The organism is Nocardia brasiliensis IFM 10847 (genome assembly GCF_000710915.1).
GTDB lineage: Bacteria > Actinomycetota > Actinomycetes > Mycobacteriales > Mycobacteriaceae > Nocardia > Nocardia brasiliensis_A.
On the sequence record NZ_BAUA01000111.1, the window covers coordinates 1 to 17,990 of the forward strand.

Sequence of the window (17,990 nt, forward strand, 5' to 3'; positions counted from 1 at the left end):
CACGCACCGTCCTCACCCGCAACCAACTCACACTCCCCGGAACCCGGCCGCGTCCGCAACATCACCAACGTCCCCGCCCACGGCGGTAACCTGGCTCGCCGACCGTGGCGCACCGCGATCATCCCCCCGGGCTCCCACAAAGGTTGTCGACCGCGCCTCACGCTGACGCCCTCACCGGCCGCTACCGAATGGCTCCCGCGCACATTTCAGCGTCCCGCGCACGCGTCAGTCGAAAGACACGCGCGCGGGACGCAAACCTATGCGCGGCAGCCGCCGCCGCGCCCGGGTGGCGCGCGCTGCCTCGCACGGGTGGCGCCCGCAGCGACGCCACGCCGGTCTCCACCTGGTCAATCGATCAGGGGGAATTGGTGGCGGCATCGGCCGAGAGGGTCCCGCCACCAGTTCCTCCTGATCCATCGACCAACTCCTCCCGCTGCCCGCAGGAGTCCGGCGTCGCCTTCGGCGTCTGCGTTCCTGCTTCCCGCCGTGGTTGGTCCGCGTAGTCGCTTAGGGACGTCACCCCGCCTGCGTATTTTCGCCCGAGCGCTGGTTTCTCCGCGTTCGCGTACAGCACGGAATCCGTCCGAGCTGCGCCAGACAGCACGGAATCCGTCTGCGCAGCACGCGGCCCAAGGGCGAAGTCCTTCGCTCACCCGGACGGTTTCAGTGCACGCTTGTACACTGAAACGATGATTGAGCAGGCGCAGCGGCAGGCGGAGGTACGCGCCCTCGCCAGATTGGCGGGCGACGAGCTCGGTGGCGCGGTCGACGGGATCGCGGCGGTGCATCGGGCGATCGCGGGCCGGGTGTTCGCGGCGGTGCGGTTGGGGATCGGTCCGGCCGCGACGCCGGTCGAGGTGGTGCACGACGCGATCGCCGGCGGGGTGTACCGGATTGTGAGCGAGTCGGCGGTGGCGGTAGGCAAACTGGCCGAGCGGACCGCGGATCTGCCCGGCGCGCAGCCGCCTTCGCGCACGGTGTTCGGGGCCGGGTTCCTCGGCGCGTTACAGGGTTTCATCGGCGACGATCTGGAGCAGGCGCGGCCGATCCTCGCCGGGCCGATGACGTTGCGGGTGGATGGGGAGCCGGTCGCGCCCGAGCAGATCGGGCAGTATGTGGCGAAGCCGAGTTCGAGTGTGGTGGTGTTCCTGCACGGGCTGGTGGAGACCGAACACGCCTGGCGATTGGGCGGGCGGACGAGCTATGCGGAGGGGCTCGAGCAGGACCTCGGCTACAGCACGCTGCAGATCCGCTACAACAGCGGTCTGCACATCTCGGAGAACGCCCGCCAGTTGAGCGAGCTGTTGCAGCGGGTGGTAGCGCACTGGCCCGTCGAGGTCGAGCAGCTGTCGCTGGTCGGGCATTCGATGGGTGGGTTGATCGCGCGGGGGGCTTGTTTCGAGGCGAGCGAGTCCGGGTCCGGATGGGTGGGCCGGGTGCGGCATCTCGTCTGTCTCGGTTCGCCGCATCTGGGTGCGCCGCTGGAGCAGTTCGTGCACTTCGCGTCCGCGGCGTTGGTTCGGGTGCCGGAGACGCGTCCGTTCGGCCGGTTGCTGCGGCGGCGTAGCGCGGGGATCCGCGATCTGCGGCAGGGTTCGCTGGTCGATGAGGATTGGCGCGATATCGACACGGATACGCTGCGGCGCAGGGTCATTCGTGAGGTGCCGCTCGTGGACGGGGTGGCGCATTATTTCGTGACCGCGTGCGTCACGCGCAGTCCCCGGCATCCGCTCGGGCGGATCATCGGTGACGGTCTGGTGCTCACTACGAGCGCGTCGGGCCGGAACCGGGCTCGTCGCATCGGCTTCGATGACGCCAACGGGCTGCATGTCCCGGCCGCGAATCACTTCACCCTTCTCAACCACTACGCGGTCTACGAGAGCCTGGTGCGTTGGTTGAGTACCGCGCCCGAGCTGGCTGTCGAGGAGGCGGACACCGTTGCCGGGTCGTGAAAGGTACTGGCGGGCGCGCCGCACACCAATCGAGTGCCGTAGCTGCGCGGCCGCGATTCTGCTGGTCAGCTGCAGGTAGCCACATCGCGGTCCGCCAGACGGAAAAGGCGGTGCCCGATCGGAGTCGACGATACCCATATCGTCGCCAAACGTGACTCGTTCGGTCAGCAGCTCCCACCGGACGACCACGAGAGCGTAGCGAACTGCGCGCACAACGCAATGTGCCTGCTGGCACCCTGCGACGCGACCGCTGCGCCATCGGCCTGGCCGATAACCCGATAAGTCGCTGCGGACAATCCACACCCGAGCTGGTCCCGGACCGACCAGCTCGGCACGACACGCAAACCGGCACGGTACGCAAACCACCGCGACCGGTCAGCACGAGAACCACTGCGCCCACAGTATTCGGCCGTGCATGAAGTCTCCGCCGATACGCAGCGCGTACAGGCGGGAAGACGAATCCGCTGAACAGCGCACGCACGCCGTGCCGAGCGCTGCCTACAGCAGGTGTTCGGGGTCGGAGTCGGCTTCGATGCGGACGTCGGCGGTGAAGAGGGCTTCGACGTCGTCGTCATCGGTGTGGGCGGCGTAGAGCAGCAGGCAGCCGCGGATGCCGTCGAGGAGGTCTTCGAGCAGGTCCAGGGCGGGGCGGGCCGGGTCGAGCCGGCTGATCCGGAAGCTCGCGAGCATGGCTTCGCGGGTTTCGGCATCGACTTCGAAGGTGCGAGCCTGTTCCTCGATTTCGGCGACGCGGCCGACCACGGCCCACGGGGCGGGCACCCGGCCTTCGTGCACGGCCATGGCTTCGGCGATCAGGTCGACGACGACCTCGGTGGGGCTCTCCCCCGCGTCGAGGCGTTCGAGCACCAGGGTGGGGGTCTCGACCTGCAGGGCTTCGATGTCGTCGGCTTCCACGACGACGTCGGTGGCGGGTACGCCTGCCATTTCACCCGCGACTTCGGCGGCGGCGAGCAGCCAGTGTGCGGCGGCGACGGCGGCGGAGGCGGGGTCGAGTTCGGTGAACAGTTCGATGGAGCCGAGCGGGTCGGCGCGCAGCAGGTCGTCGGCGGCTTGTACCTGGGCCGGGGAGACGTCGGGGCGGGACAGTTCGACGGCTTGGCGGGCGCGGCCGGACAGGTCGCCGCGTTCGGCGGATTCGATGGCCGCTTGTTCGGCGCTCACCTCGGCGATGATGGTGTCGCGCAGGACGGGGTCGTCGATGTCGTGCAGGGTGCGTCCGACGCGATGCGCGGATTCGACGACGCCGCTGTAGGAGACGACGAGTCCTTCTTCGGAGGGCAGGTTGGGGGTGCGCAGGCCGACCTCTACCTCTTTGAAGTTGCGGCGCTCCTCGGCGCGGCGCCAGGCTTCGCTGTTGGGGATGTCGGGATCGCCTGCCGCGCTGGCCGGGTGGGTGTAGGTGCGCCAGTGGAACCGGGACAGCGTGGTCAGGTTCGACGCCAGATTGGTTGCCTGATCGTGGGTCACCTGGTTGGACAGCACGGCTACCGTCTGCGCGAGATCGCCGCGTCCGGTCGCCCAGGTGGCGACTAGTACGTTGCGGTCGGCGTCGAATGCGTATCGGGTCACCCGGCAAGTCTGGTCTATTCGCGCGCGATCCGCGCGCCCAATCCCGTGCATCGACTCCGCCGCGCAGCGCGATTCGACGTGGCACGCTGAAAGACGGCAGCTCGGAGACAGACCCGGCGTCCGCGTGTCGGGCGGGCAGGAGAGGATGAACGACATGACTCTCGACCATGGTGATCCCGGCGACGCGCCGTCGATTCCGCAGCCCACGGGCCCGGTGGCGAATTCGGCTCGGCCGACTGCGGCGGAAGAAGCGAGAACGGTTGCCGCCGCGACGAATACCGCGACGCTGGCCAGTCTCAGCGAGGACGGCACGCCGTGGGCGTCGTTCGTGACGTATGGGCTGCTGGACGGGCAGCCGGTGCTGTGCGTGTCGCGGTTGGCCGAGCACGGCCGGAATCTCGCGGCCGACGCGCGGGCCAGTGTGGCGATCGTGGCGCCGGATATGCCCGCGGATCCGTTGGCGGGGACCAGGATCACGCTCGCGGGTGTGGTGGAGCAGCCGGTGGGCGCGGAGGCCGAGGCGGCGCGGGCGGCGCATCTGGCGGCGGTGCCCGCGGCGAAGCACTACATCGATTACAGCGATTTCTCGTTGTGGGTGTTGCGGGTGCGGCGGGTCCGCTGGGTCGGCGGGTACGGGCGGATGGATTCGGCGAGCGCGGAACAGTACGCGGCGACGGCGGCGGATCCGATCGTGCCGGTGGCGGCGGGGGCCATCGCGCACCTCAACGACGATCACGCGCCGGCGCTGCTGGCGATGGCGCAGGCGCTCGGCGGGTATCCGGATGCGACGGAGGCGAGCTGTGAGCGCGCGGACCGGTATGGGCTGGACCTGCGGGTGGTGACGCCGCGCGGGGTGGCGCGGACCCGGGTGGGTTATGCCGAGCCGATCGGTTCGATCGATGAGTTGCGTGCGGCGACGGTCGAATTGGCGCGGCGGTCGCGCGGGATGAATCAGACTTCGTAGAGTTCGAGGGGCAGGTCGTCGGGGTCGAAGAAGAACGCCATCCGTTTTCCGGTGACCTCGTCGACGCGCAGTTCTTCGGTGCGCACGCCTTTGGCGGCGAGCCGGTCCAGGGTGGCGGCGACGTCGCGGACCGCGAACGCGAGGTGGCGCAGCCCGGCAGCCTCGGGCCGGCTCGCGCGGTGGGGCGGTTCGGGGAAGGAGAACAGTTCGATCCTGCTGCCGCCGGGGATGGCGAGGTCGAGCTTGTAGGAGCGGCGTTCGGCCCGGTATTGCTCGGCGATCACGGCGAGCCCGAGTGTCTCGGTGTAGAACCGCTTGGAGCGCACATAGTCGGACGCGATGATCGCCACGTGGTGAATGCCTAGGAGTTCCACTCCGCGACCGTATCCCAAGGGTGCGGTCGTTCCCGGTAGGCCCCTGTTCGGGTCGCGGGTGGATCACACCGGGAGCCGCCGCGGGCGCGTCGCGGCGATCACGAATCCCGAGGCGGCGGCGAGCGCGGTCAGTACTCGGGCATGGTTCCACCGGACCCATTGCGTGTACAGCTCGTCCCATCGGGTCGCCGAGCCGGGATCAGCGGGGTCGAGCGCATCCACCGACGCGCTGATCGGCACGTTGCCTGTCCCGGTGATGACGACCGTGGCGAACAAGAAGGTGACGGCTGCCGCGAGGATCCACGGTGCCGCAGGGTTCCGCCAGCGCAGGACCGCGCGCACGATCAGGACGAGGCACAGCGCGGTGGTGCCGTACATGGCCAGCATCAGCGGTGGCGTGACGGCGGTTCGGTCGAGGGCCTGCATGGCGGCGATCCCTTGCGCCGGGGGCAGCTCCCGCAGGCCGGGCATGACGACGAAGGAGAAGTCGAAGAACACGCCGCCGTTGACGGCCGCGGCGAGCGCTGCCGTCCACGTCAGCCACGGGTCCGGGCCGCGCCTCTCCCGTGCTCCGGGGTTGTCTTTTCGCATGATTCAACGACATCAGCCGTGCGCGCGGATCACCATGCGCGAGACGCGCCGATGCATGCGGGAGCGTCCAGTGCGGTGTTCACACGGAGAGCATGGCGACGATCATGGCGATGATTTCGGCGGCGTCGTCGGGGTGGGGTTTGCGGACGCCCGCTTCGAGGGTGCGTTCGTAGTCGGCGATGAGCGCGAACATGATGGTGGCCATGGTTTCCAGGCGCTGCCTGCGTTTGCGTGCGGTCAGGTGGGGCAGGGCGGCGGTGAGCCGGGTGGCGATGATGCGGACGGCGGCGCGGTCGGCGCCCGCCAGGCGGCGCGGATCGGCGATCACCGGGTGGGCGCGCACGACCTCCAGGAAGCGGCCGTAGTGGGTGACGCCGTCGGCGGCGCTGAGTTCGAGGATCGGTGCGGCGAGCATCGTGACGAGGGTGTCGAGGTCGTGTGCGGTGCCTTCGGCCTCGTAGCGGGCCAGCAACTGCATGCGCCGGTCTTCGAGCCAGTTCATCCTGCGGTCGACGATGGCCTCGATCAGGCCGGTGCGCGAGTCGAAGTAGTAGTGCACGGCGGAGTTGTTGCGGTTGCCCGCGGCCGCGGCGATATCGCGCAGCGGGACGTCGACCCCGCGTTCGGCGATGAGCCGCTCCCCCGCGTCGAGCAGTGCCGCGCGCGAATCGGCGATGAACATAGCGAGACTGTACTAAACACTCACCTTGACTGAGTTAAGCACACGTGTTTAGTTGAGGAGATGGGTTGCGGGGTTCAGTGCCGAGCAGCGTCCGGTCGTGGCCCGACGCCTGCGGGTCCGACGCGGCACGGCCGCGCGGGGGCCGACCGGTGATCGCGAGCGGGCCGATCTTTCAGCTCGGCTGGGTGGTGCCGGATATCGTGGCAGCCCGACGGCAGTTCACCGAGCGGTACGGGGTGGCAGAATGGTTCTCGATCCCGGACGTGCACTTCGGGCCGGAACTGTGTGAGTTACGGGGCGCGCCAGCTGATTACACGATCTCGGTCGCGCTCGGATATGCGGGTGGGCAGCAGCTGGAGTTGATCGAGCCGCGAGGTGGGGCGAGCTTGTACGCCGAGCACCTCGAGCAGGCCGGCGCGGGATTGCATCATGTGGCGTGGGTGCCGGAGGACTACGACGGCGCGCTGGACGAAGCGCGGGCCGCGGGTATCGAGATCGTCGCTCGCGGCGAGTTCCAGGGTGTCGGAATGGAGTTCGCGTACCTCGAAGGAGGACCGCTCGGATCGCATATCGAACTCATGCGCTTGTCCGACGAGATGCGGGCGATGTTCGACGCACTGATCCCGGAAGGCTGCACCAACCCATGGCAGTAGGAACCGAACTCCCCGACGTGGCCGTCCCACCGGCGGACTGGGACGAGACCGCCGATGTGGTGGTCGTCGGCTTCGGCATCGCCGGTGCGTGCGCGGCGATCAGCGCGGCCGAGGCCGGTGCGCGGGTGCTGATTCTCGAACGTACCGGTGCCGCGGGCGGCACCTCCGCGCTCGCGGCCGGGCACTTCTACCTCGGCGGCGGCACACCCGTGCAGCACGCCACCGACCACCACGACAGCGTCGCCGCGATGCGCGACTATCTGGTCGCCGTCAGCCCCGACCCGGACCACCGCAAGATCGAGGCCTACTGCGCGGGCAGCGTCACGCATTTCGCGTGGCTGGAAGCGCAAGGGCTGGGCTTCGAGCGGTCGTATTACTCCGGCAAGGCCGTCGTGCAGCCGGGTACCGAAGGTCTGATGTGGACGGGCAACGAGAACGTCGCCCCGCATCGAGACCTGATCGCCCCCGCGCCGCGCGGGCACAAGGTGAACGTGCCCGCCGAACGCGGTGGTGCGGAGATCATGCGGGTGCTCACCGCGCGGGTGCACGCGCTCGGCATCCGGGTGCGCTACGAGACGCGAGTCGAACAGTTGGTGCTCGACGACAACCGGGTCGTCGGCGTGCGCTGGCCCGGTGGCGCCGCGACGGGTGCGGTGGTGCTGGCCGCGGGCGGCTTCGTCGCCAACCCCGGCATGCTCGCCGCCTACACCCCGCTCGCCCGGCACTTCCTGCCGTTGGGTGTGCCCACCGACGACGGGCTCGGCATCCGGCTCGGCCAGTCCGCGGGCGCGGCGACCACGCACATGCACGGCGCGTTCCTCACCGCCTCGTTCTATCCGCCCGCGCAACTGCTGCACGGGATCATCGTGAACAAGGCGGGCCAGCGGTTCGTCGCCGAGGACTCCTACCACGGACGCACCGCGGGTGCGGTTGTCGCACAACCGGATTCGACCGCGTACCTGATCGTGGACAGCAAACACCTGGTGTGGCCGGAGCTGCCGATGGCGAAGTTCGTCGACGGCTGGGACACGGTCGCGAAGATGGAGGCGGCGCTGGGCATGCCCGTCGGCGCGCTGCAGGAGACGCTGGCGAACTACAACGTCGCCGCGGCCGACGAGCATGACCCCGAATTCGACAAACATCCGGACTGGGTGACGCCGCTGACCGAAGGCCCTTGGGGCGCCTTCGATCTGACGCCCGGTAGCGCGACCTACGTCGGGTTCACCCTGGGCGGACTGCGCACCTCGGTCGACGGACAGGTGCTGCGGGCCGACGACTCACCGATCGGGGGGCTGTACGCCGCCGGGGCCTGCGCGTCCAACCTGGCGCAGGACTGCGACGGTTATTCGAGTGGAACCTGTCTCGGGGAGGGCTCGTTCTTCGGGCGCCGCGCCGGGGCGCACGCGGCGCTGCACTCGCGGCGCCAGGAAGGCGACTGATATGCGCTTCACCTATGCCGAGACGATGACCGACCCGGCCTACTACATCCCACTGGCCCGCGCCGCCGAGGCGGCCGGGTACACGTCGATGGCGGTCGCCGACAGCATCGCCTACCCGCGCGACTCCGACGCCAAATACCCCTACACCCCCGACGGGAATCGCGAGTTCCTGGAGGACAAACCGTTCATCGAGGCGTTCGTGCTCAGCGCGGCGATGGCGGCCGCGACCACGACGTTGCGGTTCACGCCGTTCGTGTTGAAGCTGCCCATCCGGCCGCCGGTACTGGTCGCCAAGCAGACCGCGTCGATCGCGGCATTGAGTGGCAACCGGTTCGGACTCGGCGTCGGGATCAGCCCGTGGCCCGACGATTTCGAGATCATGGACGTGCCGTTCGAGAAGCGTGGCGCGCGGATGGACGAGTGCATCGACATCGTGCGCGGGCTCACCGCGGGCGGCTACTTCGGATTCCACGGCGAGTTCTACGACATCCCGCCGATCAAGATCAGTCCGGTGCCCACCGAACCCGTCCCGATCCTCATCGGCGGGCACAGCAAACCCGCACTGCGCCGGGCCGCGCAACGCGGCGACGGCTGGATGCACGCCGGCGGCGACGGCGACGAACTCGACCGTCTCCTCGTCGAATTGGACGCGCTGCGCACCGAATACGGCACCCGAAAAGACTTCGAGATCCACGTCATCTCCCTCGACGGCTTCACCGTCGACGGCATCAAACGACTCGAGGACAAAGGGGTCACCGACGTCATCGTCGGCTTCCGCCTCCCCTACACCCTCGACCAGGACACCGAACCACTCGACACCAAGATCGCCAACCTCTCCCGCTTCGCCGAACATGTGATCGCCAAGGTCAACGGGTAGCGTCCGGCCCCCGCCCCGTGGTGGCGACCGGGTTGTTCCCAGCGACAGCGGCGGCGCGGGCAGTGGCCGAGACACTGAGCGGCGTCACTACTCGAAGGGCCACTGCGCGTGTGTCTTTCCGTGCCCTGGGCCGACGGTGTCTTGTTGGTCGGTTGATCACGGGGAACTGGTGGCGGCATCGTGCGAGAGGCCACCGCCACCAGTTCCTCCTGATCAACCGACCAGGTTCTACGCGGCGTGTCGGCGCGGGGTGTCGTTCAGTCGAGTTCCTGGACGAGGCCGATGATGACGCCGCCGGGGCCGCGGACGTAGCCGTAGCGGTAGATGTCCTTGTATTGGGCGATCTCCCCGACGAGTTCGGCGCCGTGGGGGCGCAGGCGTTCGAAGACTTCGGCGGTGTCCTCGACGACGAAGGTGAGGCGCGGGATGCCGGGAGTGTTGACCGGTTCCCGGTGGGCGGTGCGGGTGGATGTCGGGTTCTGGAAGGCCGACAGCTCTAGACGGCCGCTGCCGTCGGGCACGCGCAGGAACGCGATATCCGCACGGACCTCCGCCAACCCGATCAGCTGGTCCACCCACGGGCCCTCGACCACGGTCTCCCCTTCCAATTCCAGACCGAGTTCGAGGAAAAAGGCGACCGCGGCCGCGAGATCCTCGACCACGATGCCTGCGTGATCCATCCGGATCGTCATGGGTTTCTCCTCTTTCGCTACGGTCCCGTGCGGTGCCCGTTGATCGTGTCAGGCGCTACGCCTGCGGTTCGTAACCCGGGGCGGTGTCCGGGTTCCTGGAATGTGTGACTTGCTGCAACGCTGCGGCTCAGGCGTGCTGGCGCTCGGCGCGCTGCCGGATCAGTTCTTCGACCGCCGACGGCAGGGTGTTCTCGAAGTCGATGAGTTTGACCCAGGTCGGGGTGATGACGATGCGGACCATGCCGTCGTACAGCGAACGGACCTCCGCTTCCCATTCGACGCGCTGCTCGGCGCTCATCTCGTAGCTGCCGTTCATTTGCAGGTACTCCTCAGGGATGCCGTCGACCTCGTCCAGTTCCGCGCGACCGCGCAGGAGCAGGATCTTCGGCGGGTGCACCTCGGTGTCGATGGTCAACGCGACCTCGGGCGTGTGCCGCAGTGAGTGCAACTTCGCGGCGTTCTTCGTGGTGCACACGACGATCTCCCGCCCGTTCCAGGTGAACGCGATCGGAATGTTGCGCGGGCTGCCATCTTTGGCGACGTATGCCATCCGCAGCAGGTCACGAGCCAGAAGTTCCTGGCTCAACGGCTTGTTCAGAATCGTGGTGATCTCGTCGGCGTGCATGGTCGCTCCTTCATGTCGGCGAGCGCGGTTCGGCTGCTCGTACCCCGGGGACGGAGCCACCCACGCATCCTCGACATCCCCCGGCAAGAATTTCCGAACTTTCTCTCCACTGCCGAGACGCATCCGGCATGCTTCGCACTCATGGGTATCCCGGCATGAGCGAGGTCCGAATCTGGTGCCTGCGCCACGCCGAGTCCGAAAACGTCACCGACCGAATCGCCGGCGCAGTGCCCAGGTCACCACTGACCGCCCGCGGCCACCACCAAGCGGTCGACGTGATGCGAACGTTGCGTGCAGAACCGATCACCGGCATCTACTGCAGCACGGCACTACGCGCACCACAGGCGCACCCCCGGTCGTCAGCCGCAGACAACGTCGTCTGATCTGAACAGCGCCGGCATTCCGGCTCAGAACGGTAGCCGCGAGCGGCGGCTACGTCCTCACGCCGACCCGGGTAGAGGACGTTGGCGACGAACCGGCCGAACAGTGGCGACGCGACACGCGAAATCGACGGTCCAACAACCCGCCGATGGGAGAGTCGAGGTCCGGAGGCGTGGCCCGCCGCGCTGAAACCCATACAGCGAGTCGGCGACGGGGAGTTCGGATCCACAGCCGTTTCGCGGCAGGTGCTCGAACACAATCCTCATCGGCCGCACCAGGGGTCCACCGGTCCCGCCCGTCGAGCTGCGGAATCGCCCGCGACATATCTGGTCACAACGAACCGTCGAGCAGATCGCACAGCGCATTCCGGCAAGAAGTCGTCGTCGGCCAAGTGCCGAACCGGGTGTTGCGACCGCGTAACCGCGAGACATCGGCTCAGCGTGGGCGGCCAGTCCTGTACCAAACCGAACGGTGTCCAGGCGCAACTACTGCGGCGCCCACCGCAATTCGGTCGCCGCCGTGCAAGAGAGTCGGCGGAATCACGCCGCTCTGCGCCCGGCATGTCTCCTGGCCCGGAGCGCGCGATCTGAGGCGGCCATCAACGACCGCAGGACGCACCTCCCGTAGCACGGGAGGTGCGAGCCTTTCAGAGGGTGATGCCGAGGAGGGCGTCTACGGCGGTTTTCAGGGCGGTGGGGGCGGAGGGGTCGGGGCCGCCGTAGTCGAGGGCTTGGCGGGCCCAGTTGTCTATGGCGTCGAGGGCTTTGGGGGTGTCCAGATCGTCGGAAAGGTGTTGACGCAGGCGCGCGATGGTGTCGGTGGCGTCGGGGCCGGTGGGCAGTGCGGTGGCGCGCCGCCAGCGGTCGAGGCGGGCCTTGGCCGCGTCGAGCACGGCGTCGGTCCACATGCGGTCCTGCCGGTAGTGGCCGGCCAGCAGGCCCAGGCGGATCGCGGCCGGGTCGACACCGCTGCGACGCAGCGTGGAGACCAGCACCAGGTTGCCCTTGGACTTCGACATCTTCTCGCCGTCCAAGCCGATCAGCCCGGCGTGCACGTAATGGCGGGCGAAACGGCGGCCCGCGATCAGGGATTCGGCGTGCGCGGCGGAGTACTCGTGATGCGGGTAGATCAGATCGCTACCGCCGCCTTGGATATCGAACTCGGGGCCGATCCGGTTCAGCGCGATCGCCGAACATTCGATGTGCCAGCCGGGACGGCCCTCGCCGAACGGGGCCGGCCAGGACGGTTCGCCGGGACGGGCGGCCCGCCACAGCAGCGCGTCGATGCTGTCCCGCTTGCCCGGACGGTCGGGGTCGCCGCCGCGCTCGGCGAACAGGCGCTCCATCGTCTCGCGGTCGTAGCCGGACTCGTAGCCGAACTGTTCGGTCGCGTCGGCCCGGAAGTACACGTCGGGGTACTCGGCGTCGTCGACCACGTACGCGGCGCCCGACGCGAGCAGCTTCTGCACGAATTCGACGACCTCGTCGACCGATTCGATGGCGCCGACGTATTCGCGCGGCGGCACGATGCGCAACGCGGCCATGTCCTCGCGGAACAGCTCGATCTCGCGCGTGCCGAGGTCGCGCCAGTCCACACCGTCGCGTTCGGCGCGCTCGAACAGCGGGTCGTCCACGTCGGTCACGTTCTGCACGTAGTGCACCTCGTGCCCGGAATCGCGCAGCGATCGGTTGACCAGATCGAAGGTCAGATAGGTGGCGGCGTGCCCGAGATGGGTGGCGTCGTAAGGAGTGATCCCGCAGACGTACATGGTGGCGGTGGCGCCGGGTGTGACCGGACGCACCTGACGGTCGGCGGTGTCGAACAACCGCAACGGCGGCCCTGCTCCGGGGATGGTGGGTAGGGCGATATCGGACCAGGACTGCATAATTCGAGGGTAAAGGTGGGGTCGAGATCGCCGCTCTCCGCCCCGGCCGATCCGCCGCCGAACCCCTCTGATACGCCACTCACGACCTGCGGAAATCGGCAAATCATGGGATGTCAAGGTTTTCGCTCTCGCTGAGTCCCTTGTCAGCGGGCAGTTAACGGGACCGCGATCGCCGCACCGAACGCTTCGCGCGACGGTAGCGCGTGCACCCGCCGAGGGCAATGCCAGGGGTCACGCGCGCCGCGTCGGCACACACTGCAAGATCGCATCAGCTGCCGAGCCGCAGGCGCTGAATGTCGCGCCCGGCGATCGGACAACAACCCCTCGGCACGCCGGACCCGCGGCCATCCATGGCTGGGTGCCCGGCCCGCCACCGCCCAACCATCCCCGGCACGCAAGGCCCGCGACCGCCCCATGGCTTGGGCGGGCGGCTCGCCACCGCGCTGGACGAAGCCTGCGACGGGGCCCTCTTCGACGCGGTGGTCGACGAGCTACGGCAGCATCGACCGACTGCGGCTTCGCACGCACCACGTCCTACCATCGCCTTCACTCCAGCACACCAGAACACAAGCCCCCCAAGCCGATTCGGCGCCCGATGCAACCCCGCACACCGTGCCGGATCAGCTCAGAACGCGGGCCAGGGTATCGGGCGGGAGGTGCGCGGCGTCGGCATCACCGGGTCGTCGACGAGTTCCTGGGTGCGGTCGACGAGGGCTTCGATCTCGGCGTCGGTGATGTGCTCGGCGAGGTCGTCGGCGACGGCACCCGGCAGTTCTTTGGCGAAGGCGGTGATGTCGGCGACGAGCCCGTCGCTCAGGGGCTGCCCGGCCCATCCCCACAGCACGGTGCGCAGTTTGTGCTCGCTGTGCAAGCAGATGCCGTGATCGACGCCGTAGACCTGTCCGTCGGTGCCTTCCAGCGCGTGCCCGCCCTTGCGGTCGGCGTTGTTGAGCAGCACGTCCAGCACGGCCATGCGTTGCAGGCGCGGGTCGTCGGCGTGGATGAGCGAAACGTCGTTGCCCGCGGGGTCCTGCGCGCGCAGCACCTCGCGGAAACCGTCGGGCACCGCGCCGAGCGGCACCAGGTCCACGAGGTCGAGCCGGTCGCCGCGCGCGGTGTGGTTGTCGACGCCGTCCACCCAGCGCTGCACCATGCCGACGCCGTAGGGTCCGTCGCGCAGGATCGTCTCCGGGATCACGCCCCAGCCGACGGCCGCCGAGATCCGATAGGAGGCCACCTCCCGGCCCGCGAGCGTGCCGTCGGGGAAGTCCCACAGCGGACGCTCGCCGCGCACGGGTTTGTACACCACCCGCAGGGGCGGCTCGTTCTCGTCGAGGATGTCGCAGACCAGGGTCACGTTGCTGGCGGTACTGACCCGCCCGATCACGGTCAACTCACCATTGTGGAACCGCTCCCCGGCCCGCGTCACCGTTCACTCCTCTAGCTCGGCCGCGCCGAAGATGTCGCCGCGCTTGTAGCCATTGGTCCGCACACACATATGTCCCCGCGACGACAGCGGTTCCCCGCACAGCGGGCACGGCGGGCGACCCGCCGCGATCACCCTGGTCGACCGCAGCGCGAACTCCCGGGCCTGGATCGGGGTCAGGAACACGCGCACCGCGTCCGGCCCCTCCTCGGTGTCGTCGAGCACCACCGATTCGTCCACCTCGGTTTCGGTGATCGCCAGCAACTCCACCACCACGGCGTTCGCGTCCGCGTCCCAGCCCAGCCCCATCGTGCCGACCCGGAACTCGGCGTCGACGGGGGTGACCAGCGGGGCGCTGTCGCTGATGTCCTCGGCCTGCGGCGGCACCTCGGCGCCGAAGCGGCGGGCCACCTCGTCCAACAGCAGACCCATCCGGTCGGCGAGCACCTTCACCTGCTGCTTTTCCAGCAGCACGCTCACGACCCGCGGTTCCTGAACGGCCTGCAGATAGAACGCGCGATCGCCCGGCTCACCGACGGTCCCGGCGACGAAACGATCGGGGGTGCGAAATACATGGATTGCGCGTGACACATGCACCTCCTGATACGTGGCCCTGATCGACTATCCGCGGCGCGGTGCCGCCGACTACCCGTGTACAAGGAATCTCAACGCTCCGCATTCCCATTATCCGCACTCCCCGCCCCGCCCAGCTCGCCGCCGGGCACCGGGCCGTCCGGATCGGCCGCAGGTTGCTGCCCTGCGGAGCGTGAATCGGCAACGGGGCGTTGCTGATTCGACAGCGCCGAGAGGTCGGCGCCGGTGTCGTTGAACCGCCACACATACGGCGAGGTGGGGGTGTAGCGGATGACGCTGATCGAGGCGGGTTCCACCATGATCCGCTGGAAGCCGTCCAGGTGGATGCCCAGCGCGTCGGCCAGCACGGACTTGATGACGTCGCCGTGCGTGCAGGCCACCCACAGCGCGTCGCCGCCGCGCTGTTCGGCCAGCGCCCGATCGTGTTCGCGCAACGCGGCGACCGCACGGCTCTGCACCTGCGCCAGTCCCTCGCCGCCGGGGAACACCGCACCGGAGGCGTGCCGCTGCACCACCTTCCAGAGCGGTTCCTCCAGCAGTTCGCTGATCGGCCGTCCGGTCCAGTCGCCGTAGTCGACCTCGATCAACCGATCGTCGAAGACCGGTTCCAGCCCGAATTTCTCCGCCAGCGGGGCCACTGTGCGCTGACAGCGCAGCAGCGGCGAGTGCACGATCCGCACGATCGGCAGTCCGGCGAGCCGTTCGGCGACGGCCCTTGCCTGCTCTTCGCCGCGCTCGGTCAGCTCGACGCCGGTGCTCCGACCGGCCAGGGTGCGGGCGGTGTTCGAGGTCGACACACCGTGTCGCAGCAGAATCACCGTCATGTAGTCAGCCTAGTCATTCGGCCGGACCGACCCCCACATCGCCGGACGCATGCGCTACGGCCGCGACGGTACTCACGTGGCCGACACGACCCCGGTCGCGAGCAACCCCATCACGGTCAGACCGAGCAGGATGCGGTACCCGACGAACCAGTCCAGCGAATGCTTCGCCACGAACTTCAGCAGCCACGCCACCGACGCGTAACCGACGGCGAACGCCAGGATCGTCGCCACCAGCAGCTGCGGTCCGCTCGCGTTGAGCCCCTCACCGGCGGGTTTGAACGCGTCGGGGATGCTGAACAGGCCCGAGGCGGTCACCGCGGGAATCGCGAGCAGGAACGAAAAGCGCACGGACGCTTCGCGAGTCAGGCCCAGGAACAGACCCGCCGACGAGGTGGCGCCCGAACGCGACACACCCGGGATCAGCGCGAGACACTGCGCGAAGCCCATCACCAGTCCGTCGCGGGTGGTCAGCCGCTCGATCGGGCGCTGCTTGCGTCCGTAGTATTCGGCCGCGGCGATCACCAGCGCGAATGCGATGAGCATGAACGAGATCAGCCACAGGTTGCGCGCCGCGGTGCGGATCACGTCCTTGAACAGGTAGCCGAGCACGCCGATCGGGATGGTGGCGATGATCACATACCACCCGATCCGGTAGTCCAGTTCGCGCTGGCGTTCCTCGTCGAAGTAGCGGTCCGCCTCCGCGTTCGTCACGACGGGCAGGCGGGTGGTCACCTGTTCGGTGATCGGAACGGTCTCGCGGACCGCGGACAGCTTGCGGCCGAGCACGGTGAACCAGGCCTGCACGATCCGCCAGATGTCCTTGGCGAAATAGACCAGCACGGCGGCCTCGGTGCCCAGCTGGGTGACCGCGGTGAACGAGGCGCCCGCGTCGTCACCGAAGAACACCCCGGACACGATCCGCAGGTGCGCGGACGAGGAAATCGGCAGGAACTCTGTCAGTCCCTGCACCAGACCGAGCACCAGTGCCTGCAACCAGGTCATCGATTCGCCGGTCATGCAGCCTCCCGGTCACTCATTCCGCCTCCATCCGTGCTGCCCGAAAGAACCGTTCCGACTGGGCAATTGGTCAACTGGTGGGTCGCGATGCCGTGAGGTCGGCCGCAATCCCGCAGCGACAGTACAGTGTCGGCGCGTACGGGGCATGCCCGCCGCCCGCGGTCGAACGATGCGCCGCGACGCGCGAACCCACTGCGCGGTGGGCGACCGCACGGCCGCGCACGCTCTAGGCTTGGCGCCGTGACGATTGCGCGGGCACGGTGATGGAACAGCGGACGGTCGGCCGCAGCGGCCTACGGGTGTCCCGAATCGGATTGGCGACCCATACCTGGGGTGCGCACACGGATACCGACGACGCGGCGGTACAGCTGGCGGCGTTCGTCGAAGCGGGCGGCACGCTCGTCGACACCTCCCCCGCCTACACCGGCGGCGGCGCGCAGCGGATCCTGGCCGAGCTGCTCGGCGATCTGGTCTCCCGCGACGATCTGGTGCTCAGCGGTTGCGCGGGCATCGCGCCGCGGGTCACGCCGGCCCCGGCCGGGCCCGCCGTCCCGGACGCGACGCACTCCGCCGTGGACACGTCCCGGCGCGCGCTACTACGCCAGCTCGATCGGACCCTGCTCGAATTCGGCACCGACCATCTCGACATCTGGCACGTCGCGGTCTGGGATCCGCGGACCCCGCTCGACGAGGTCGCCGCGACACTGGAACTCGCGGTCCGGTCCGGGCGGGTCCGCTACGCGGGCGTGCGCGGGTTCAACGCCTGGCAGCTGGCCAGCCTCGCCGCGCTCGCCCCGATCAGTGCCGCGCAGACGCCGTACTCGTTGCTGGCGCGGGGCGCGGAAACCGATTTCGTGCCCGCGGCACAGCATCACGGCGTCGGGGTGATCGCCTCGTCTCCGCTCGCGGGCGGCATTCTCACCGGCAAGTATCGCGACGGCGTGCCCGCGGATTCGCGGGGTGCGGACGAATCGACCGCCGCCGATATCCGCGACAGTCTCGACGAACGCGCGACCCGCGTGGTCGACGCACTGGTCACCGCCGCCGACGGGCTCGGCACCTCGCCGCTGGCCGTCGCGCTGGCCTGGATCCGGGACCGGCCGAGCGTGGCGAGCATGATCGTCGGCGCGCGCGATATCGGTCAGCTCACCGGCGTGCTCGCGGCCGAGGCGCTCGAACTGCCGCGGGCGATCGCGGCCGCGCTGGACGACGTGAGCGCCCGCGCCGAATGATCGCCGCCCGCGCGTGTGCCGCCTGCCTGCCGCCGCACGGCACGTCTTAGGTTACCTTCATGAGGCATGCGACGTCGGCAGACCCGTCCGTCCAGGCGCAGCGCAGCGGCCGTGGCCGATCGGGGCTGACCCGGTGGGTGCTCGCGGTGCTCGCGCTGACCCTGGCGGTGACCACCGCGGCGTGCGGTACCG

The 17,990-nt window shown here is 68.9% G+C and carries 18 protein-coding genes; 7 read left to right on the top strand and 11 right to left on the bottom strand.

Features of this window, described 5'->3' with window-relative positions:
* The first annotated feature begins 689 nt into the window (after positions 1-689).
* The gene (locus NBRGI_RS23790; RefSeq protein ID WP_029899447.1) at positions 690-1,952 is read left to right on the top strand and encodes an alpha/beta fold hydrolase; all 1,263 of its coding nucleotides are present in this window, start codon (positions 690-692) and stop codon (positions 1,950-1,952) included.
* A 498-nt stretch (positions 1,953-2,450) separates the two neighbouring features.
* Here the strand turns inward: NBRGI_RS23790 and NBRGI_RS23795 are convergent, their stop codons facing one another.
* Positions 2,451-3,542: a hypothetical protein gene (locus NBRGI_RS23795; RefSeq protein ID WP_200882216.1), complete on the bottom strand. Its 1,092-nt coding sequence runs from the start codon at positions 3,540-3,542 to the stop codon at positions 2,451-2,453.
* Positions 3,543-3,696: 154 nt separating this feature from the next.
* Here NBRGI_RS23795 and NBRGI_RS23800 point away from each other — a divergent pair, with 154 nt between their 5' ends.
* Positions 3,697-4,506 carry a HugZ family pyridoxamine 5'-phosphate oxidase gene (locus NBRGI_RS23800; protein ID WP_029899449.1) on the top strand — a complete coding sequence of 270 codons (810 nt, stop codon included), beginning with the start codon at positions 3,697-3,699 and terminating at the stop codon, positions 4,504-4,506.
* On the opposite strand, the gene gloA2 is transcribed toward NBRGI_RS23800, so the two are convergent.
* From gloA2 to NBRGI_RS44135, 3 genes are all read right to left on the bottom strand, one after another.
* On the bottom strand, positions 4,494-4,880 hold the full coding sequence (gene gloA2, locus NBRGI_RS23805; protein WP_029899450.1) for an SMU1112c/YaeR family gloxylase I-like metalloprotein: 387 nt from the start codon (positions 4,878-4,880) through the stop codon (positions 4,494-4,496). The genes NBRGI_RS23800 and gloA2 overlap by 13 nt on opposite strands.
* A 63-nt stretch (positions 4,881-4,943) precedes the next feature.
* On the bottom strand, positions 4,944-5,471 hold the full coding sequence (locus NBRGI_RS23810; protein ID WP_029899451.1) for an anthrone oxygenase family protein: 528 nt from the start codon (positions 5,469-5,471) through the stop codon (positions 4,944-4,946).
* 79 nt (positions 5,472-5,550) lie between these two features.
* Positions 5,551-6,153, bottom strand: coding sequence for a helix-turn-helix domain-containing protein (locus NBRGI_RS44135; RefSeq protein ID WP_036560543.1), 603 nt, complete (start codon positions 6,151-6,153; stop codon positions 5,551-5,553).
* A 65-nt stretch (positions 6,154-6,218) separates the two neighbouring features.
* Here NBRGI_RS44135 and NBRGI_RS23820 point away from each other — a divergent pair, with 65 nt between their 5' ends.
* From NBRGI_RS23820 to NBRGI_RS23830, 3 genes are read left to right on the top strand one after another with little or no spacing between them, the layout of a single operon-like run.
* On the top strand, positions 6,219-6,806 hold the full coding sequence (locus NBRGI_RS23820) for a VOC family protein (RefSeq protein ID WP_235211085.1): 588 nt from the start codon (positions 6,219-6,221) through the stop codon (positions 6,804-6,806).
* Positions 6,797-8,245 carry an FAD-binding protein gene (locus NBRGI_RS23825; protein WP_051727987.1) on the top strand — a complete coding sequence of 483 codons (1,449 nt, stop codon included), beginning with the start codon at positions 6,797-6,799 and terminating at the stop codon, positions 8,243-8,245. The genes NBRGI_RS23820 and NBRGI_RS23825 overlap by 10 nt, the downstream gene beginning before the upstream one ends.
* Position 8,246: 1 nt before the next feature.
* The gene (locus NBRGI_RS23830; RefSeq protein ID WP_029899455.1) at positions 8,247-9,122 is read left to right on the top strand and encodes a TIGR03619 family F420-dependent LLM class oxidoreductase; all 876 of its coding nucleotides are present in this window, start codon (positions 8,247-8,249) and stop codon (positions 9,120-9,122) included.
* A 257-nt stretch (positions 9,123-9,379) separates the two neighbouring features.
* On the opposite strand, the gene NBRGI_RS23835 is transcribed toward NBRGI_RS23830, so the two are convergent.
* Positions 9,380-9,814: a VOC family protein gene (locus NBRGI_RS23835; protein ID WP_029899456.1), complete on the bottom strand. Its 435-nt coding sequence runs from the start codon at positions 9,812-9,814 to the stop codon at positions 9,380-9,382.
* Positions 9,815-9,941: 127 nt separating this feature from the next.
* Positions 9,942-10,439: a pyridoxamine 5'-phosphate oxidase family protein gene (locus tag NBRGI_RS23840; RefSeq protein WP_029899457.1), complete on the bottom strand. Its 498-nt coding sequence runs from the start codon at positions 10,437-10,439 to the stop codon at positions 9,942-9,944.
* Positions 10,440-10,594: 155 nt separating this feature from the next.
* On the opposite strand from NBRGI_RS23840, the gene NBRGI_RS23845 reads away from it, so the two are divergent.
* Complete coding sequence (locus NBRGI_RS23845; RefSeq protein WP_029899458.1) at positions 10,595-10,822, top strand: histidine phosphatase family protein; 228 nt, start codon at positions 10,595-10,597, stop codon at positions 10,820-10,822.
* Positions 10,823-11,466: 644 nt separating this feature from the next.
* Here NBRGI_RS23845 and mshC read toward each other — a convergent pair.
* The 5 genes from mshC to NBRGI_RS23870 all read right to left on the bottom strand — a co-directional run bounded on the left by mshC (position 11,467) and on the right by NBRGI_RS23870 (position 16,566).
* The gene (gene mshC / locus NBRGI_RS23850; RefSeq protein WP_029899459.1) at positions 11,467-12,705 is read right to left on the bottom strand and encodes a cysteine--1-D-myo-inosityl 2-amino-2-deoxy-alpha-D-glucopyranoside ligase; all 1,239 of its coding nucleotides are present in this window, start codon (positions 12,703-12,705) and stop codon (positions 11,467-11,469) included.
* 625 nt (positions 12,706-13,330) lie between these two features.
* Positions 13,331-14,134: an SCO1664 family protein gene (locus NBRGI_RS23855; RefSeq protein WP_029899460.1), complete on the bottom strand. Its 804-nt coding sequence runs from the start codon at positions 14,132-14,134 to the stop codon at positions 13,331-13,333.
* Between the two features lie 3 nt (positions 14,135-14,137).
* Positions 14,138-14,722, bottom strand: coding sequence for a DUF3090 domain-containing protein (locus NBRGI_RS23860; protein ID WP_014985009.1), 585 nt, complete (start codon positions 14,720-14,722; stop codon positions 14,138-14,140).
* 74 nt (positions 14,723-14,796) lie between these two features.
* Positions 14,797-15,549 (bottom strand): histidine phosphatase family protein, encoded by a 753-nt coding sequence (locus tag NBRGI_RS23865; RefSeq protein WP_029899461.1) that lies wholly within the window; start codon positions 15,547-15,549, stop codon positions 14,797-14,799.
* Positions 15,550-15,621: 72 nt separating this feature from the next.
* Positions 15,622-16,566 (bottom strand): undecaprenyl-diphosphate phosphatase, encoded by a 945-nt coding sequence (locus tag NBRGI_RS23870; protein ID WP_063602695.1) that lies wholly within the window; start codon positions 16,564-16,566, stop codon positions 15,622-15,624.
* 263 nt (positions 16,567-16,829) lie between these two features.
* On the opposite strand from NBRGI_RS23870, the gene NBRGI_RS23875 reads away from it, so the two are divergent.
* Complete coding sequence (locus NBRGI_RS23875) at positions 16,830-17,798, top strand: aldo/keto reductase (protein WP_029899463.1); 969 nt, start codon at positions 16,830-16,832, stop codon at positions 17,796-17,798.
* Positions 17,799-17,990 lie beyond the last annotated feature (192 nt).